A 19,829-nucleotide genomic window follows, 5' to 3' on the forward strand; every position below is an offset into this window, starting at 1 on the left:
GTTATTGATGATCAAGAAAGGCAGAATAAAAGCCTACTCCATCAAGAGTAAGCTTTTTCTTATTCTTCAAATAAACTCATAATTTCATCATTTGTCATTGAAGTAATAACACCTTCATTACCTTCGACAAAAGTATCGGCAAGATTCTTCTTCTGTTCTTGGATATTCTGAATCTTTTCTTCAATAGAATCCTTCATAATGAGCTTATAGACAAAGACAGTATTCTTCTGGCCAATACGGTGAGCTCTGTCAGTTGCCTGTGACTGGGCCGACATATTCCACCATGGGTCGAAGTGAATGACGCCTTCTGCAGCTGTAAGATTCAAACCTGTTCCCCCTGCTTTTAAGGAAATCAGGAAGACCGTTGTATCATCATTTTGGAAAGCATCCACTCTTTGTTTTCGCTTTTGTTTTGTCGTTGAACCTGTCAACATATAATATTTAATACCACGTTCATGCAATTCTCTCGCCATTAAATCCAATACCTGGGTGAATGAAGAGAAGACAATACATTTCTTATTGTTTTCATGATAGGTATCAATAAGATCAAGAGCTGCTTCCATTTTAGAAGAGATATGTTTGAAATCATCAATGACCATTCTTGGTTCACAACAAAGCTGTCTCAGTCTTGTCAACATAGCAAGAATTTGAATACGGTCTTTCTTGCTGTCCATGCTGGCAAGTTCTTTATTGGCTTGGGCAAGATGGGCATAGTAGATTTTACGTTCATCTTCTTCAAAGTCAATCGTCAGCGTTTTTTCAACCTTATCCGGTAATTCTGTTAAAACTTCTTTCTTTGTACGACGGAGAATGAATGGTGAAATCAGTTTCTTTAATTCCTCACTCTTTTCTTCATCATGTGAACGTACAATCGGACCTTCATAAGCCTTCTTGAAATAGTTGTAGGTAAAGAGATAGCCCTTATTCAAAAAATCAAAAATACTCCATAATTCAGCTAAAGAGTTCTCAATAGGCGTACCTGTTAAGGCAAACTTCTGCTTACCCTGAAGTTCTTTGACAGACTGGGCATTCTTGGTTTGCTGGTTCTTGATATATTGTGCTTCATCAAGAATCACAAAATCAAAATTGAGATCCTTATATAAATCCACATCCCTGCGAATATAGTCATAACTTGTCACTAAGACATCATAGTCCTTGGCATGTTCAATGATTTCTTTACGCTTACTTGCTGAACCCATGACACAGACATTGCGTAGATGGGAAGAGAATTTCGCAAATTCATCATTCCAGTTCAAGACAAGCGAACTTGGACAAACAACAATCGTAAAGTGTTCTTTTTGATTTTCTAATAAGGCAATCATCTGCAATGTCTTACCTAAACCCATATCATCAGCAAGAATACCACCGAAATGTAAATCCGTCATCGTACTCAACCATTGATAACCATCTTTCTGATAATCACGTAAGATATGACTAAACTGATCATTAATGCTATGACGATGGGCTTTATAGTTTGTCAGTTCATCAATAATATCTTTAAAAGCTTCCGAGCGATTGACTTCTACATGATGCATTTCATCAGCTGTCATATCAAGAGAATAGGCACGATTAAGATTCATATCCACATGGCCATCTTTTAAGTCCTTAGGCACTAAATGATAACGATCCATCATATCATTAACTTCAGCTAATTCATCACTCTCAATATAAATCATCTCACCACTTTTTAACTTATGATATTTCTTTTTCTTCTTAAAGCTATTCATCACAGCAGCAAGCTCTTCTTTAGGAATACCAATTGAATCAATATCAAGAGAGAGTAAGTTGTTGGATACTGTAATTCCGACCTTAACCTTCATCTTTGCCTTTGTGCCAATCTTTTTCAGGTTATCAGAAACATAAATATCGGCATAATTCTGCAAAAAAGCAATACCACGATCTAAGAATTCCATTGTTTCTGCAACTCTTGTATCAAAATAATAAAAGTGATCATCATGAGCAGTAGCATGGTCTTCAAGATATTTTAAGACGAGGTCGGCTGTTGCTGAATGTGGTGTATCAGGCTTTTCTATTAAATTCACTTTTTCTTCGCTATAAACACCCATGACATTGAAGAAAGCTTCTTCTTCTGTATTGATATCACCATAAATTTCTAGACGATCTTCTTCTTTGAGATCAATATCTCCCTGAAAATCAATAATGTCCTTAATTGGAGAAATAAGATAGCGATAGAAGTCCTGTTCTTTATTTAATGGAACATAAATCCCTCCATCATTTTGATCAAAAGCTTTAATCACTCTCACAAAGATACCTCTTTGATCACCATGTAGACAATGAATAATTAAATGCTGTGGTCGATCATAAGTAAAGTAATAGATATTATTCTTACCTGCATAATAACTATGAACATTTTCATGATTATGATTCAAATGATAAATGACATCACGATCATTACGGGTTGTATTGATAATCATCTTTTGTTCATCTGCAACCATTGAAAGATCTTTGACAGCTTGGGGATTGTCTTTAAGCAAGCTATCGAGTGCATCCATCATTGGACCGCTAAACACAAGTGCTTGATCACCATAGTAGTAATTGTCATTGGATGGGAGCTGTGTGCGCATGAAGTCATAGATTTTTCGACTCTTTTCATCAAGATCCTGATAATCATGAATCCAGGAAAAGTTCTTCCCATAGCTATAATAGTCATGATGATCCATACGTTCCACAAACTGCTTAAGATCCTTAATAATATAATAGCGATCACGACCAACCTTAAAGCGAATTGTCGAATAGTTACGATTGTCATGATAAGCCATAATATGCACAGGTTCATGGCTTTCAGAAAATGTTTGATACATCTGGTTACGAAGATCATTCGTTAAAGTCTCAGAGACACTTTCAAGTGCACTAATACGTCTGTCTTCCCATTCACGGCGCAATCGTTCCTGATAGGTCAATGCCGCTTCTTGTTGGCGTTTACGTGCAGCTGAAGCATCAGCTTCATAATCAAATGGGAATTGACTTGGGGCAAGGTCTTGTACGGCAAGAATAACAGCACCAGCATGGGCACAGGCTGTATAAGGATCATAGAAATCACAATCACAGCTTGTTTCAATAATCTTGGAGTACTTAGTAACATAGATATGTGGTGTATAAATTGTATCATTTACGAATACTGTCCCAACGATTTCATAGCGATCATGAATAAACTCAATATGAATACGGGTTACAGCACCGGAATCATAGAGCTTATGAGCTAAGTATTGGTTTCTCTTTTGTGAGACAGTACGTAAGAATTCTCCATCAGTAATAAAAAGCATTTCTCTTCATTCCCCTTTTTTCATTCAAATTATTATATCATGTCTACTCTATGAATGACTACAAAAAACACTAAAAAAGCAGTCCCCTGCAATCAGGACTGCTCTTACTCTTATTAATGATGGAATAAACGTAGATGTGTGAAGGCAAGAACCATATGATATTTATTAGCTACTTCAATTACATGATCATCACGTACTGAACCGCCTGCTTCACCAACATAGACAACACCAGAACGATGGGCTCTTTCAATATTATCCCCAAATGGGAAGAAAGCATCTGAACCTAAAACAACATTCTTATTTGTCTTAAGCCATTCTTTCTGAGCCTGTCTTGTAAAGACTTCTGGACGGACTTTGAATGTTTCCTGCCAGTTATCATCACCATTGACATCTTCCCAGTCTTCAGAAAGATAGACATCAATCGCATTATCACGTTCAGCACGTTTTAAAGTATCAACGAATTGAAGATTTAATACTTGTGGTGACTGTCTTAAATACCATTTATCAGCTTTATCACCAGCTAAACGTGTACAATGAATACGACTCTGCTGACCAGCACCAATACCAATTGCCTGTCCATCTTTGACATAACATACAGAGTTAGACTGTGTATATTTTAAAGTGATCATTGAGATAATAAGATCTCTTATCGCAAAGTCAGGTAAGTCTTTATTTTCAGAAACAATATCAGTGAATAAATCCGGTGTAATTTCAATATTATTTCTACCTTGTTCAAAAGTTACACCAAAAACCTGTTTTCTCTCTATTTCATTTGGTACATAGTTAGGATCAATCTGAATAACACAATAGTTACCACGTTTCTTTGTCTTTAAGATTTCTAATGCTTCATCAGTATATCCAGGAGCAATAATACCATCGCTGACTTCTCTCTTAATCAGCTTGGCAGTTACAGCATCACAGACATCACTTAATGCACAGAAATCACCATAACTGCTCATACGGTCACTACCCCTAGCTTTGATATAAGCATTTGCGACTGGTGTAAGTTCTTCATTAGATTCTTTTACGAAATACATTTGTCTTTCAACTTCACTTAATGGTGTACCCACTGCTACCCCTGCAGGAGATACATGCTTAAAGCTTGCCGCACAGACTTCGCCTGTTGCCTTCTTGACTTCTTTGACTAGCTGCCAGCTATTAAGAGCATCAAGTAAGTTGATGTAACCTGGCTTACCATTCAACACTGTAAAAGGAAGATCCCCATCTTCCATGAAAACGCGTGCTGGCTTTTGATTAGGATTACAGCCATACTTCAATTCAAGTTCCTTCATTTTATCCTCCTATTCAATTTTACGAAAAAAGAGCCTACTACCCCTGGCGCTTCTTCGTGCCCAGACGGTCGGCTCTACAACGATTATACTTCATGTGGTTAATTCCACTTCCGCCAGTCGTATAACTACCTATAATATATTATGATTTCTTCTTTCAATCAAGAATATTTCTAGAAATTTCAAAAACCACCTTCATCAGTATTGAATATCTTTCTTCTCCATCCTTATTATAATATATTCTTTCTATCACGGGAGTTTGACAGTTGTCTCCAATTTTTCACTAACCAAATTGCTCAAAACGTTGATTATATCAATACTTTTTAAGTTTTTATTGTCAAATTTGTGAAAGCAATTATACTAATATAGGCTAATGTGTTCTATAACAGGCACAGGAGATGATGCTCATGAATCTGATTATTTCAGAATCAAAGAACTCTATATCGCTTTACATTTAGAAATCATTTAGAAAGAATGGTAAATCCACTTCAAAGGTAGTCAAGAAATTAGGAACTATGGAAGAACTTCTTCCTCAACATAATAACAGTGAGGAGGAAGTCATAGCCTGGGAAAAAAGATTGCCAAGAAGATGATGGAAGAAGAGTAAAGAAGAACCTCCAACGAGGTTCTTCCTAAAAATATTAAGCTTCTTTCTTCTTTAATAATACATAACCTAATAATGAGATCATTGAGAAGAATGCGAATACTCCTACCATAGCAGTATCACCAGTTGCTGGTTTAGTACTTGGTTTTACTTCTTGTTTAGTACTTGATTTTACTTCCGGTTTAGTTGTTTCTTCTGGTTTAGAAGGAGTAGTAGTTTTTTCTTCAGGAATACTTGGTGTAGTAACTGGTAACTTTTCTAATGCTTCCATAGCTTTTCTTAAGTCTTCAGTTAATGCATCTACTTCTTCCTGAGTTAATTCATTCTTATTTTCTAATGCTTTTTCAGTTGCTTCAATGACGTCTAATAAGTTCTTATAGCTCTTTTCTGTATATAACTTACTATCAGTCTTTTTAGCCTGATCAAGTAATAGTTCAAGTTCAGCTGTATTACCACAAGTAACAAGCTTCTTAGAAGCTTCTTCTAACTTATTAGTTAAAGCTTCAATTTCATCACTTGTATGTTCAGCTTTTAATTCTTCTTTGATTTCATTTAATGCAAGTTCAAAGTCTTTCCAGCTAGATGCTGTATAGTCTTCTTCTTTATAAGAAGCCATTCTATTTTCTAATGCTTTTATTTCTGTATCAGTTGCTTTAAGAACTAAGTTCTTTCTTGCATCCTGTAATGCCTTATAAGCATCTTCTATTTCAATAACAGTTGCATCTTCTTTACTTAAGATGTCTTCTGCATTCTTTAATGCTTCTTTAAACGGTTTTACTGTAGAAGTTAAGTAAATAGAAGTATCTAAAGTATTTAAGTTATTAGAATCGATATAGTTTCTAAGTTCCTGTTTACTCATAGATGCTTTAGTGACAAGTCCTGCTTTAGCCTGATGTAATGATTCAATCATTGTATTGACTTCATCTTCAGTCGCATCTCTATTAGTCACTAGTTTCTTTGCTTCTACTAATACTTTTTCTAATGCGTTATAGCTTTCTTCTGTATAGTCATCTTTAGAAAGCTTTTCAATATCTTTAATTTCTTGATCGAGAGCTTTTAAATCACCACGTACTACTAATGCATTATAAGAAGCTTTAAGGTTAGCTTTTGCAGTTTCTAAGGCATCCTTTTCACCCATCTGAGTGTTATATACTTCTAATGCTTTAGTTCTTGCTGTCTGATGTGCTTTATAACTTGTTGCAGTGTACTTATCTTCATCTACATGTAAAGAGTCAATGTAGTTCTTCAAATCCTTAGCACTTTCACTCTTATATTCATCATTAGTTAATGTAATAATTTCAGAAATAGTAGGAATATGGTTTTCTTCCCATTCAAACTTTAACTTATATACATTACCATGAGGAATATAGAATTCATTTAAAGATTTTCTTAAAGTACCTAACTGTACCCATTCTTTATCTTCTTCAGGTACATTTCTAGCTGTTACTTCTTTATCAATCAATGCATATACCTTTGCATTGCTGATTTCACCCTTCTGGATAATATTGAATTTCTTTACATCAAGCTTATCAGAAAGAGTATAAGTGATATAACCTGCTTTATTTGATCCTGGTTTATAAGCTGTTAAAAGGTCACCATCAATCATATACTGAGGTTTATAACCTTTTGCTTCTGTTACACTAGAATCAAATGTAGGATCATTATCTTCAGGTGCATATTCTCCATCATTAATCATGATTTCGTTGAATACAACAGCTCTAGAATGGTTAGATGCTGTAAATAGGATTTTTAAGTAACGTGCTGGAACATGGTCTGCAGTGCCTGATACATATACTTTGTTTGGATATGTACTAGATGCTCTGTATCCTGCATCAGAATCGATACACTGAACATCTTTATCTCCAATATTTTCAACATCATCACCAATTGTCACAACATCTGTCCAGTTTTCTAAATCACTAGAAACACTAATCACAGCATCTCTAATATAGTTCTTTGCAGTATCCTGACAATACATGGCAATTTTATCAATATTTCTCATCTGACCTAAGTCATAGATAATATACTGATCCTTTTGTGGAAGGTCACCAAATTCAGTTGTAGAATCAATGTTGCCATCAAATGCAGCCCCATTGTTTCTAGAATCTTCTATAACACCCCAAGAAGGGTCAACAGTCATAGTTGTCTTATATAAGTATGGTGCTGTAACTTCTGTAGAATGTACCACAAACTTATTCATAGTTAACTTCACATCAGAACTCTTCTTATTGATTAAACGTACATAACGCGCATCTGGAAGGTTCTTGTTTAAGTCTTTCACTTCTACCCAGTCATGTGCATTCACTGAAGCTTCTAATACAACATCACCTGTATAATCAAGTTCTAACTGTTTTAGATCTTTAACTCTTGATAACTTCACGCCTACATACTGTTTAGGTGCTAAAGTCATTTCTTTTGTATACACTAAATCAGTCTGGTCTAGTGTACTCTTAGAATGTAATTTATAGTCTGTATTTGTGTAAACAGCCTTGTCATCATATTCATTCACTACATCAGTATGGTTGAATGTCTTTGCCTTCCACCAATAACCTGCTGTATTACTTGAAAGATGTAATTCAAGGTTTCTTACACGAATTGCCTTAGCTGTTATATTCTGATCTTCTACATTTAAATGAACAGTAGCATCACCAGCATATTCTTTTAATGTCTTCCAGTTAGTTCCATCAACACTGTATTCTAATGCATATCTAGTGATCTTATCAGTACCACTATCCTGTACGAAGTTGATAGTACCTAGTTTCTTAGGGTTATTGAATGTAAGAGTCACTGCCGCATCTACTGGAATATAGTCCTTGATTTCTCCTGCTTTATATGGAGATTCAGCAAAATGCGCATATGTAGATTCATTATTATCTAATAAGTTATCTAATGAACCACCCTTTACATCAATCTTAGTCATAGATAATGTACCCTTATCAGTGCTTGATGAAGGAGTAGTCATTGGGTTAACTAAGATATCTCTTACACCTAACCAAGTGTTACTCTTGTCTTCAGTTGCAATCATACGGATACCCTTAACACCCTTAAGGTTAAGGTCTGTTAATTCTACATTGTTTGGTAAGTCATATTCTGTATCATTGACATCAGTCCAGTTCTTACCATCAGTAGTATATTGTACTTTCGCTTTTAAGAATGTATCTCTAGGGTTAGAGTTCGCACCCATTCTAAAGATTACATGGTTTACATCAATAGCCTTAGAATACTTGATACCTACGTAAGTACCTGCAGAAATAGTATTAGGACTTTTGTAAACTAATTCTGTAGAAGCATTACTATCAAAGATGTTATCTTCCTTACCATCTGGAGTATCTTCACGGTTAGTGATATACTTTGCAATCTGTTTATCTGGATTAACGATCGTAGATACGACTTCAGATAAATAAGAATCCAATGATTTAATAAATGGTACGATATGCTGTACACCTACTTCAGCATATTCTAAATGATCTACATAGTGGAAACCATAAGACTTACTCTTTTCAAAAGCAGCCTGTGCACTAGCATAATAGTCCCAGATAGATGCATTATCTTCTTCATTCTGTGCAGCTTTAATACCTTTAATATAGTTTAAAGCAGCATTTGTTGTATCATCCCAGCAGTTTAACCAGTAAACAATCTGAGACTTGATTCTTTCATTACCGCTTTCACGATATACTTTAGATGCATTCTGTAATACTGTGAATTCGTTGATGATGTCATCAAATTCTTCATCAGTGATCTTTTCACCTTTAGATATTTTAGTCTTGAATGCATTGAGTTTTTCTTTTAATTCAACAGATTCCTCTAAACGAGTCACTCTTCCATCCATGTTCTGATTGATCATATGTTTAGATAATTCTCTTAAAGCAGTTGATGCTTCAGTTTCTTCATAACCATTATGATCTACATATTTGAATGATGCATTATAGCACTTATCTGCTTCTTCTTCAGTTTTCCAGATATTCCATGAATAGCAGGCATTACCAAATATTGCGACTTTGCTTGGTTCTGACTGCTGCATTGGGTTTAATACAATACCCTGTATCTTAGAAGGATCAACACCTGGATGAAGGAATGTTGTATAACCACCCATGATTAAGTGTTTCTTAGAGTTATCAGTACATGGCCAGTTGATCCACATATAAGGACCACGACCTACAGTATTAGTGAATGAAGAAGTAAAGTTATTAGTTACTTCACCCCATACACGTCCACCAGTCATAATAATCTGTACGTTTTCAGGGAAGTTGCCATAGTAAGACTGACCCCATCCCATATATTCCTGAGTACAGAATGGTAATGTAAGCTTTAAGCCAGGGTAAGTTGGTGAAAGTTCTTTTAGCCAGTTAGACATATCTGTCAAAGTTCTTGTATAGTTTGCCCCACCAACATTTGATGCATCATCTGCAAGAATCGCAATCTGACGTACACCAGCATCAATCACCTGTTTGAATTTAGCCTTCATTACAGCTAAATCAGCCTGATATCTTTCTTCAGAGCTATAACTGATTGCGTTATACATATAAGGATGTAAGGCAAATACGAAACGGCATTTAGACTTGTTTCCAGCCTCTGCAAGTGGTTTGATTTTTGTATTGATTTCTTCTTCTGTATAAAGTTTACGCCACTCACTATTATGCTTAGGATCATCTTTAGGAGCATAGAAATAAGAGTTAAGCTTATAATAGCCTCCCCATTCCATCAATTTACAACGATCTTCTGTTGACCATGGATTACCATAATAACCTTCAATAAATCCACGGCTTGCAACATCCGCATAATCCTCGATAGAGAAGTTTCTAATTGTTTTCCCCTCTACCTGTTTAAAAATGTGATATAAGCTTGTAAGTCCATAAAAAGCAGCATCTGTATCTTTACCTAAGATAGAAATAGTGCCTTTATCAGACTTTAAAGCATAAGAATCAAGTTTATCAAATAAACCTGCTGAAGTTGTTCCAAATTGTGAATCTACATATTGTTTAGAACCCTTCACACCAACAAGAATGTTTGTCTTTCCAGTTTTCTTTTCACTAGAAACACTTGCATTCATGCCTTTTAATGCAAGAACTTCATTCAGTCTTGCTTTTGTGTCTTCATCAATACCATCTTCATAGACAACATTGACCTGACTTGTCATTTCATAATCCCCATCACTATAATTCATAGAATGTGGATTAGGATAGACTTCATACCCTGTATCAGCTTTTACATTCATTGGAAAAGCTGATACACAGCCTAATGCAATAAGAAAACTTACTGCATAAGTAATGACTTTCTTTCCTCTCATCTTGTTTCTCCTTTCTTTTATATTTTGTCTAATTTCATGCTACTAGTTGATGAAATAAGTATTCAAACATGGATTTTTACAAAAAATAAAGACCAAATAAAGTATGACAAAAAATGTATGTCATAATCTTTATTTAGTCTTGCCTGCTTAGAGTAACAATCCACATTGACTAGTTCAGTATAACAGTATCTTTTATATTATGCAAGCGTTTTCATACCTTATTTTATGATGTTTTTAGGCATTTGAAGTCAGCAGAACATGAAATTGATAATTTAATCATACCAATAACTAATATTCTATTATGAAATTGTGATAATTGATAAGAACGCAAAAAATAGCTACCTCGGCAAAAGTTTGAGGCAGCTACTTTTCTCAAGTGAACGACTTATCCCATAACACGTTTAATATGTATACATAAGAATGTCTGTTCGTCCGGTGATAAATCATATTTATATTTCTCTTTTATATGTTTCACAATACGGTTGATACACATTGAGAGTCTTAAGTTCTCTTTTAATAGTTGTCTGATGTCTTCTGTTGTATCTTTAAAGTTTATTTCCTGTCCTGTAAAGATACGTTCAGCTAAGTATTTTAAATGCGTAGAGAGTCTTGCATAACTGAGTGACTGAGGAGAAATAGTCACCTTCATACTATTTTCAATAATACCGATAATATCAGTCACAAAGCTTAATATCTTAGTCGCATTATGAGTATTATTGTCCATTGAGAAGTTCACTAAATGCAAGGCTATATAGTTGGCTTCTTCTAGATCTAATGTAATACCTGTTTTCTTCTTAATATAGCTTAATGCCCATAAACCAATTTCATATTCATTCTTATAAAGAATACTTACATCCCCAAGTACGACATAAGGGATTCTGATATTCTCCTGCTTACGTTTTAAGGCAAAGGAGATATGATCTGTCATAGTGAGGAATATTTCTCCATAATAGCGTGATTTAAGCTTCTTAATTGCACGAGAGACAATCTTATCAGTCATCTCATAACAATCAGGAGAGATATCATCTTCTCTTTCTAATCTTTTATGAGGGTCTTCTTTAAACATATATGTCTTTTCTATTTTAGTGGAATCAACACTATCCCCTACCTTCTTCTGGAATCCTATTCCTGAACCTGTTAGGATAATATCTCCTAGTTCTGGTGAGATAGCCGCAATGGAATTGTTGTTGAAGATCTTAATAATTCTCATAATAGTCCCCTTTACATTAATATATCGTTCATTGCATCCGCAATGAACTGTGCATTGGTGCCTACTAATATCTGTAGAATATGCTTTCCTGCAATTGTGACATGTTCATAGCCTAATTGAGATATTTCGTCTTTATTAATAGAATGTATGTCATTTATTTCCACTCTTAAACGTGTAATACAGGCATCTGCAGATATACAATTACTTCTACCACCAAGAGCTTCCACAAAACAAATAGCCAGATCATCATAATCAAATGATTGTTTTGTACTAACTTCTTCTTTCATACGTCCTGGTGTCATGAGATTAAAATGAAGAATCATAGTTCTAAATACAATGTAATAGAGCACACCACAGATGACTCCTAAAAGGATCAAATAGTTTGCATGATAGGAGAATGGTGCCTTAAAACTCAATATATAGTCTATAAGACCAGCTGAGAAGCTAAAACCAGAGAGCCAGTGAAATGATGCAGCTATAAACATCATAATTCCGGTCATTACTGCATGGGCGATATATAAACTCGGTGCTAAAAACATAAAAGAGAATTCTAATGGTTCTGTAATACCTGTTAGAAAAGATGCAAGAGCGGCTGAAAACATTAATGCGCCTACTTTCTTTTTTTTATCAGGTGAGGCACATTGATATATTGCGAGTGCGCCTGCTGGTAAACCAAACATCATAACAGGGTAGAATCCTGCCTGATACATACCAGTAACACCTTTAATACCTCCTGATACTGTACCCCAGAAACGTCCAATATCATTAATACCCGCAATACTAAACCAGAAAACAGAATTAAGGGCATGATGTAATCCTGTTGGTATAAGGAGCCTATTAAAGAATCCATATAAACCAGCACTGATTGGTCCTAACCCTGCCATCCATGTTCCAAAATGAATAAATGTTTCATAAAGCATCGGCCAGACATACATAAAGATACCAGCAAATAAAAGTGTAATTATACCTGAAATAATAGGAATGAATCTTTCACCACTAAAAAATGATAAAGGACCAGGTATTTCTATATAATTAAACTTCTTATAACAGAAGGCGACAATCAATCCTACCATAATCCCTATAAACGCATTATCAGCCTCACCAAAGGCAATAGAGACTTGGCTTATATGTAAACCCGAGATCAATGAAATGCCCTCAGGAGAGAGTATTTTAGTAATCATGAGATAATTGATGACTGCTGCCAAAGACAATGATGCACTCTTCTTATCCGTCATACCGATTGCTACAGCAATCGCAAAAAGGATAGGAAGATGATCTATGACTACACCACCTGATAATATAAGAAATGCCGCAAATGGATTATTGACACCCCACCCAATAGGATCAATCCAATAGCCAATACCCTTTAATAATGCAGCCAAAGGCATAATAGTCACTGGAAGCATCAGGGACTTACCTAACTTCTGTAAAAAACTCATATTGATTCCTTTTCTGTACTTATTTATCTACTATTATATATTAATTGTTTTAAAAATAATTCTGATAGGGAACAACTCTCAGTAAGCGTTTTTTGTTTCGAAATATAATCCCCAATATGGGATTTAAACAGTCTCACTATACGACCTCGTTCTTGAATCTATGCTACAATAGTTTTAGATGGTCAAGGAGGTCACTACCATGAAGGATTCGTATGCGACAGATGCGAATGCCATGAGTATTATCTCATCAAGAGAAGTGACATCAGGAATGGATACATCCTTCAGTGCAAGAAATGCGGCAAGCAGCATACCCTGCTTGGAGGAACTATCCTTGATAGCTCAAACCTTACGCTTCTTCAGATCCTTGCTGCTCTCTATCTCTTTTTCACAAGCAGCAGAAGACTGAGTGCGCCTAATCTAGCCAACAGCATTGATGTCTCAGTCAAGACAGCCCGAAGATACCTGAGAAAGTTCAGGATCCTTATGGCTGAAAGCAACAATGAGAAGAAACTTGAATCAATGTTCTATAAGGCTGAGATCATTGAGGTTGGTGGAAGAAATCCTCGCGGCAAGCGTGGAAAAGTCTCAGAGAACAAGCAGCAGGTGCTGATGGTTCTTTCCACTGGTGAAGACAACAAGCATCCCAGGTACATGAAGCTTCATGTGGATGAAGGATTACGTGAATCTTGAGAACTCGAGAGTTGACTACCATGATGGAAACCACAAGATGAAGTGGCTCAATATTATAACCAGCAACTTTGAGAACAATATCAAGACATCTACAAGGGCCTATGCAAGAGGAACCTTCCGCTGCTTCTGGCTGAGCAGGAGTACAGGTTCAACCACAGATATAAAGGAAGACATTTCATGGAGAAGATAGCGAGATATATCAGGCAGTTCGTGCCAATGACCAATCAGGCTAACGGCAAAGCTCTTGACAAATATAATGCTAGGTTCGTCCTTATATAGAGGTTAACTGAGAGAAGTTTTCTATCAGAAAAAAATTACAAAATACAAAAAACAGCTATATTTTCATAACGTGGTAATTATATCATTTTAATACCATTATGTAACCCCTAACAATTATTTTTTTAATACAAGAAAGGAAGATATTAGCACATTTTTTAAGCAAAAAGCCCTTCAAAAAACGCTGAATATATCAGTGTTTCTGAGGGCTTTTATATGTACAACTGTCAAAGACAGGATATTATGATTTCTTCTTTCAATCAAGAATATTTCTAGAAATTTCAAAAACCACTTTCATCAGTATTGAATATCTTTATTCTCCATCCTTATTATAATATATTCTTTCTATCAAAAAGAATCACTCCAAAAGAGTGATTCAAGTTTTATTTGTAGAATTGTTGAATTATGTCTTGAGTAAGCTTACCTTCTTTCGCAATTGTACCATAGAACTTGCCACTTTTCTTAAGTGTACGTTTATAAGTTTCATGATCATAAGTAGCCAAGCCAAATTTAGGCATATATGACCCCCACTCCCAGTTGTCCAACAAGCTCCAATGAAAATAGCCGAGCACTTTTACTCCTTCGTCCATTGCTTGATGAATAGCCTGAAGCATTGAAGCTATATAGATTATACGATAGCGATCATGTGTTGTGGCGATGCCATTTTCGGTGATAAGTATAGGTTTATCTGATAAACGGTGAAGAGCGTTATAGATTACTTCAGGACAAATCTCATCACTAAAGAACGGTTCATCAGAAGAATGAAAGTGAGTGGCATTATAGTGATCAAAACGGAAGAGCTTTTTTCGGCTGTTGATCAGCTGACGAGTATAGACATTAATAGCCCAGAAGTCTACAGAATCCTTAAGTTCAGGTATCATCAATACATCATGTTCAGGCACAACGATTTCCCCCGTACGAATCGCATTGATAAAGAAGCCTTGTTCCATATAATCAATATACTGTGCCATGAGCTGATCAGCTTCATCATATGCACGCATAGGCTGTTTTTGTGCATAGTTAAGAGGAAGTGAAACTGGCTTTGTAGAATATTGTTTAATAAGCTGGTATGCTTTGGCATGATATTGTAGAAGATTGATGCCTTCGTCTCTTGAATATTCAAAGACGATATTAATTTCATTTAATGTAAGATAATAATCCACATATTGATCATATTCCTGAACAACTAACTTTACATAACGCAGCCAATAATCAAGGTTATCCATGATACGAAAAGCTTTCTTCTTTTCAAACCAGACAGGATGAGAATTATGATGTAGTGTTAATGCAACTTGAATGCCTTCCCTTTTAAGTGCACGTAAAACCTTATGATAGTGTTCAATGGCTTCTTGATTAAATTCACCCTCAACTGGTTCAATACGGCTCCATTCCAAAGACATACGGTATGTATTAAGATGCATAGCTTTAATAAGTTGAATGTCTTCTTCATACATATTATAGCTGTTACATGCCTTACCAGCCATTACATAGCCAGGCTTTTTAGGAGCCGTTTCTTCATCGTCATAGAAAGAGTTGTTGTTGCCTTCTATTTGTTGGCCAGCAGTTGATACGCCCCAAAGAAAATCTGATGGAAAAACAACGTCTTCATAATCCTTAATATTAATCATGTGATTCTAACGCTTCCTGTTCTTCTTTTAAAGCCTCATTGTCGAGCATCTTAAAGAATGGATACCAAATCAGACAGCTTAATCCTACCGCAAATAATTCATAAATACCGGCACTTAAAGAACCATTGAGAATGCCATGAATAAGAGGTGGCATAGAGCCAACACCTAGAATACCCATATAAGGCGCAATCACACCTAACTGCATTAAGACATATCCAAGTGTAACTACAACAACAGGACATAAAACAAATGGGATTAATGTCATTACATTCAACATAAGTGGAACACCAAAGATCAGTGGTTCATTAATTGAGAAGATACCACAAGGGAATACAACCTTAGAGAATGCTTTATAACGTTTACTCTTGGCAAAGAAGAACATCATTGTTACTAAGCCAATTGTTGCACCACAACAATTGTTGCACCACAACCACCAATACAAGCTAAATCCCATAAGCCAAAGTTAATGACATGAGCGACAGATTTTCCAGCTTTAATAGCTGCTCCATTTTCAGCCATATAGCCTAACCAAATTGGAAGAACAATTGGTAAAACTGTCTGTGAACCATGAATACCAAAGAACCAGAGAATTTGGGAAATGATCACTAATAAGAGGAAGGCAGGGAATGAGCCTACAAGTGACTGTAATGGTGTCTGTAGAATTGTATAAATAAAATCATTGAATGTTTTGTATGATGTCGCATTAAAGCCTAACTTGATCAGACCAAAAAGCACTACAATGACAACTGCTGGTATCAAAGAAATAAATGATTTTGAAACCATTGGTGGAACGCCTTCAGGCATCTTAATCGTCATATTCTTATTCATAAAAAAGCGCATAATCTGAACAACAACAAGAGCGACAATAATCGCCGAAATAACAGCTTTTGGACCAAAATATGTTGCATTAAACATATTATTAGCGAGTGGACCATTCTTTTGAACGGTCACTGGTGAAAGCATGATGAATGCGACAAGAGAAAGCAATCCTGTATTAAAAGCATTTTCACCAATACCAAATTCCTTAGCACCGTGATAGGCAATAGAGAACGCCATGTAGAGACCAATAAGATTAGTTGTAAAATCAGGTACATAAGCAAGTAAAGTTCCTAAACCCGTTGCCTTTAAAAAAGCTTGATATGGTGCAAAAGTAATAGATGTAAATATTGTAAAGATAGCCCCCACCATAATCACACCAAGCAATGACATAGAGCCTGATGATATTGATTTTAAATATTTATTACTTGAAATTTTTGTTGCTACAGGAAGAAAATGATCTTCCATAAATGATATAAATTTATCCATATTATTCCCCTTCTAACATATTATTTTTAATAACTTTTTGATACCAATAGAAACTGTCTTTCTTTATTCTCTTACAGTCTTTTGGATCAGTATTTGTACGATTGACATAAACTAAGCCATAACGCTTGCCAAATCCTTCATGACTGCTAACAAGATCCACAAATGACCATGGACAATAGCCTAATACCGGATAGCCCTCGTCAACTAAGCGCGCTACTTGAGCCAAATGTTTCTCTAAATAATCAATACGGTAAACATCATGAATATGACCATCTTCCAGTATATCACTATAAGCCATACCATTTTCGGTAATGATCATTGGTAAGTGATAGCGATCATAGATAGCTCTCATTCCCATATAGAGCCCTTCTGGGTCAATACCAAAATGCATCCATTCGGTTGGCTTAAGTTTCGTATTTCTCACCACATAGAACTGATCAGAAACAAAGAATGGAGGCATATGACTTGTGTCATCATCTTTTCTCTTTGCCCTTACTGTTAATGAGGCATAATAGTTAACCCCAATAAAGTCAGGATGTTCTCTTAAATACTTTTGATCTTCCTCCAACATTTCTGGATACCAGCCATGTTTCTTAAGATAGCTTGTAAAATGGTGAGAATATGAGCCTTGAATCGATAAATCTAAGAAACTCCACATCAGTTCATCCTGGGCATTCATTGCCGCCTGGACATCTAAAGGATCACTTGTTGCGGGATAGACACTCTGCATGGCAACAACATGACCAATATGTCCATCCGCAATCATTTTATGAAAAAGTCCAATTGTAATCTTTTCTGCCAAGGTCATATGATAGCTCATTTGGTAAAGAACTTGATGTCTCTTGTCATCATCTTTTTCAAGATTACCATTCATGTCATCAGGTGTTGTGGCACACATCTGTTCATTAATGGTTATCCAGTTTTTCACCTTCTTGCCAAATCTTTCAAAGCAAACTTTGGCATAAGCAACATAGGCATCAACACAGCGACGATCACGCCAGCCACCAAATTCCTCAATTAAATGATAAGGCATTTCAAAATGATAGAGTGTTGGTAAAGGTTCTATACCTTGATTGATAAGCTCATCAATCAATTGATCATAGAAATGTAATCCTTCTTCATTGACTTTATGACCATCGGACATAATTCGACTCCATAAGAAAGAGAAACGATAGACCTTTAAGCCAAGTTCCTTCATCAATGCCACATCTTCTTTAAAATGATGAAAATGATCTGAAGCAATCTTGAAATCAGCTTGACCTTCTGGAATAAAACGCATATCGCTATTGGCAAGACCGCGTCCCCCTTCTCCATAGCCACCTTCTACCTGGAAAGCGCTTGTTGAAGCACCCCATAAAAAGTTCTTAGGAAATTGTTTCATTTAAGTTTTCCTCCTCGCATGCTTATCGTATCACGGTTGATTCTATTTCTAGCCATCAAGAAAAAGCCCGTAATTGCAGAATTACGAGCCGAGTTTCACTTTATGAAATTTTTATTTATTGCCATAACGAATATAGTAGTTCATAATCAGTAATTCTAGAAAACACATGATTGTGATTCTACCTTATGCACAAAAAAACCGACTACTTAGCCGGCTTGATAAAACAATTGACCTTGATAAAACAGAAAGGACAGCTGGAGGGGCGGTCTACTATTTCTAAGAATAGTCATCCCTCATCCAGATACATCAAAATGATGTAAAATGTGTAGACGGGACCGGTTTTTCTACGTCAGCTATCCATTTCTAACTTGATTGAATCACTTTTTGTCGAGCATGTTAACAATCTTCTTGTTTCTAACATCTTTTAATACCACATTACAGAATATTCACTCTTAAATGAATTGTTTTTGAAAGCGTCAGTTTCTCCAATCTTTAATAGCTTCAAAGCAGCATGATTGAAATACATGTCAATTTCATCGTATTCTTCTCTCTTACTGTCTTTTTCTATAATCTCCCTAGTTTCGATGTTGATAGATACATGGCCATATGTCTTTCTATCTTCTGGATATAGTCACATTCAATTATATTATCACTCGTTTTTATCAAGTTTCTTAATATCACCATAAAATTTTCTTACCTCAACGTCATAATTATATCATTTTGCTGATACCTTATGAGCTTGCATATGATTCCATTCCGGATGAATCTTTTTCATTGTCATCTTATAATATTCATGCTCCAATAAAGTAATATCACGCTTTTCTATTTTACCTTCAGCTAGTCTTTGCCACGACAACGCTACCAGTGTATTGTATTCAAAAACTGAATCATCAATATATAAATGTTTTTCAATTGTGTACTTCTTTACTTCATCAATAAGCTCTTTTCTAAATCCTGTCCCATCAGATAATTTATCAGTGTCAGTTAACTTTTTCAATATCTCATGATAATAAGATTCAGCCCATTTTACTGATCTTCACGCTCATTAAAATTCCTAGCGAATTGCAAACTCGCACATGCAGTTGGCATCCATCCCTGTGACGCAAGCGTTATGCAGAAAGTGTACCTCTCTGCCTCATTAGGAACCCAGGCCAACTCGGCATTGTCCCTTCTTGCATTCTTGAGTATGGTGTCAACTCCAACCTGCTTCGTCATTCTCTCTACCGTCGCCAGTATCGTTGAATGCTGATTATTTATGATTCCATATACAGCCATGGCAACTTCCGGATAATCAGGCAGTTTAGCCATCTCAGCATCCGTGCCCTCGCATCCTGAAGCCTTGCAAGCTCATTGTACATCTGGCAAGCAAGCGCACCATTTGCGCTTCCATAAGTCTTGATCTTTCATGGTAATGTCGTCCTGCACACCATTGCGCC

General features: G+C 35.7%; 13 protein-coding genes and 1 riboswitch. Of the genes, 2 read left to right on the forward strand and 11 right to left on the reverse strand.

What is annotated here, in order from left to right; translation table 11 throughout:
* Positions 1 to 59: 59 nt before the first annotated feature.
* The 5 genes from FYJ79_RS03345 to FYJ79_RS03365 all read right to left on the reverse strand — a co-directional run bounded on the left by FYJ79_RS03345 (position 60) and on the right by FYJ79_RS03365 (position 13,113).
* Entirely contained in the window at positions 60 to 3,284 is a 3,225-nt protein-coding gene (locus FYJ79_RS03345; protein ID WP_154514552.1) for a DEAD/DEAH box helicase, read from the reverse strand.
* A gap of 113 nt (positions 3,285 to 3,397) precedes the next feature.
* A complete protein-coding gene (locus FYJ79_RS03350; RefSeq protein ID WP_154514553.1) occupies positions 3,398 to 4,576 on the reverse strand; it encodes a phosphoribosylaminoimidazolecarboxamide formyltransferase in 1,179 nt (392 codons plus the stop codon).
* A gap of 51 nt (positions 4,577 to 4,627) precedes the next feature.
* Positions 4,628 to 4,707: riboswitch (ZMP/ZTP riboswitch) on the reverse strand.
* Positions 4,708 to 5,214: 507 nt separating this feature from the next.
* Positions 5,215 to 10,464, reverse strand: coding sequence for a beta-N-acetylglucosaminidase domain-containing protein (locus FYJ79_RS03355; RefSeq protein ID WP_154514554.1), 5,250 nt, complete (start codon positions 10,462 to 10,464; stop codon positions 5,215 to 5,217).
* A gap of 385 nt (positions 10,465 to 10,849) precedes the next feature.
* A complete protein-coding gene (locus tag FYJ79_RS03360) occupies positions 10,850 to 11,674 on the reverse strand; it encodes a PRD domain-containing protein (protein ID WP_154514555.1) in 825 nt (274 codons plus the stop codon).
* An 11-nt stretch (positions 11,675 to 11,685) separates the two neighbouring features.
* The gene (locus tag FYJ79_RS03365; protein WP_154514556.1) at positions 11,686 to 13,113 is read right to left on the reverse strand and encodes a PTS transporter subunit EIIC; all 1,428 of its coding nucleotides are present in this window, start codon (positions 13,111 to 13,113) and stop codon (positions 11,686 to 11,688) included.
* Between the two features lie 199 nt (positions 13,114 to 13,312).
* Between FYJ79_RS03365 and FYJ79_RS03370 the strand changes: the two genes are divergently transcribed.
* Together FYJ79_RS03370 and FYJ79_RS03375 are read left to right on the forward strand one after the other, a co-directional pair.
* Positions 13,313 to 13,519 (forward strand): hypothetical protein, encoded by a 207-nt coding sequence (locus FYJ79_RS03370; RefSeq protein ID WP_154514557.1) that lies wholly within the window; start codon positions 13,313 to 13,315, stop codon positions 13,517 to 13,519.
* Positions 13,520 to 13,596: 77 nt separating this feature from the next.
* Complete coding sequence (locus tag FYJ79_RS03375) at positions 13,597 to 13,803, forward strand: hypothetical protein (protein ID WP_154514558.1); 207 nt, start codon at positions 13,597 to 13,599, stop codon at positions 13,801 to 13,803.
* A gap of 659 nt (positions 13,804 to 14,462) precedes the next feature.
* Here FYJ79_RS03375 and FYJ79_RS03380 read toward each other — a convergent pair.
* From FYJ79_RS03380 to FYJ79_RS03400, 6 genes are all read right to left on the reverse strand, one after another.
* Positions 14,463 to 15,707 carry a glycoside hydrolase family 1 protein gene (locus FYJ79_RS03380; RefSeq protein WP_154514559.1) on the reverse strand — a complete coding sequence of 415 codons (1,245 nt, stop codon included), beginning with the start codon at positions 15,705 to 15,707 and terminating at the stop codon, positions 14,463 to 14,465.
* Positions 15,700 to 16,149 carry a PTS transporter subunit EIIC gene (locus FYJ79_RS12525; protein ID WP_229771299.1) on the reverse strand — a complete coding sequence of 150 codons (450 nt, stop codon included), beginning with the start codon at positions 16,147 to 16,149 and terminating at the stop codon, positions 15,700 to 15,702. The genes FYJ79_RS03380 and FYJ79_RS12525 overlap by 8 nt, the downstream gene beginning before the upstream one ends.
* Positions 16,098 to 17,012: a PTS sugar transporter subunit IIC gene (locus FYJ79_RS03385; RefSeq protein ID WP_229771300.1), complete on the reverse strand. Its 915-nt coding sequence runs from the start codon at positions 17,010 to 17,012 to the stop codon at positions 16,098 to 16,100. Before FYJ79_RS03385 ends, FYJ79_RS12525 begins: the two co-directional genes overlap by 52 nt.
* Position 17,013: 1 nt before the next feature.
* Complete coding sequence (locus FYJ79_RS03390) at positions 17,014 to 18,393, reverse strand: glycoside hydrolase family 1 protein (RefSeq protein ID WP_154514560.1); 1,380 nt, start codon at positions 18,391 to 18,393, stop codon at positions 17,014 to 17,016.
* A gap of 715 nt (positions 18,394 to 19,108) precedes the next feature.
* Complete coding sequence (locus FYJ79_RS03395; RefSeq protein ID WP_154514561.1) at positions 19,109 to 19,390, reverse strand: hypothetical protein; 282 nt, start codon at positions 19,388 to 19,390, stop codon at positions 19,109 to 19,111.
* Between the two features lie 29 nt (positions 19,391 to 19,419).
* On the reverse strand, positions 19,420 to 19,701 hold the full coding sequence (locus tag FYJ79_RS03400) for a VG15 protein (protein ID WP_154514562.1): 282 nt from the start codon (positions 19,699 to 19,701) through the stop codon (positions 19,420 to 19,422).
* Between the last annotated feature and the right edge of the window lie 128 nt (positions 19,702 to 19,829).

Origin of the sequence: Sharpea porci (assembly GCF_009695655.1) — a bacterium.
GTDB lineage: Bacteria > Bacillota_I > Bacilli_A > Erysipelotrichales > Coprobacillaceae > Sharpea > Sharpea porci.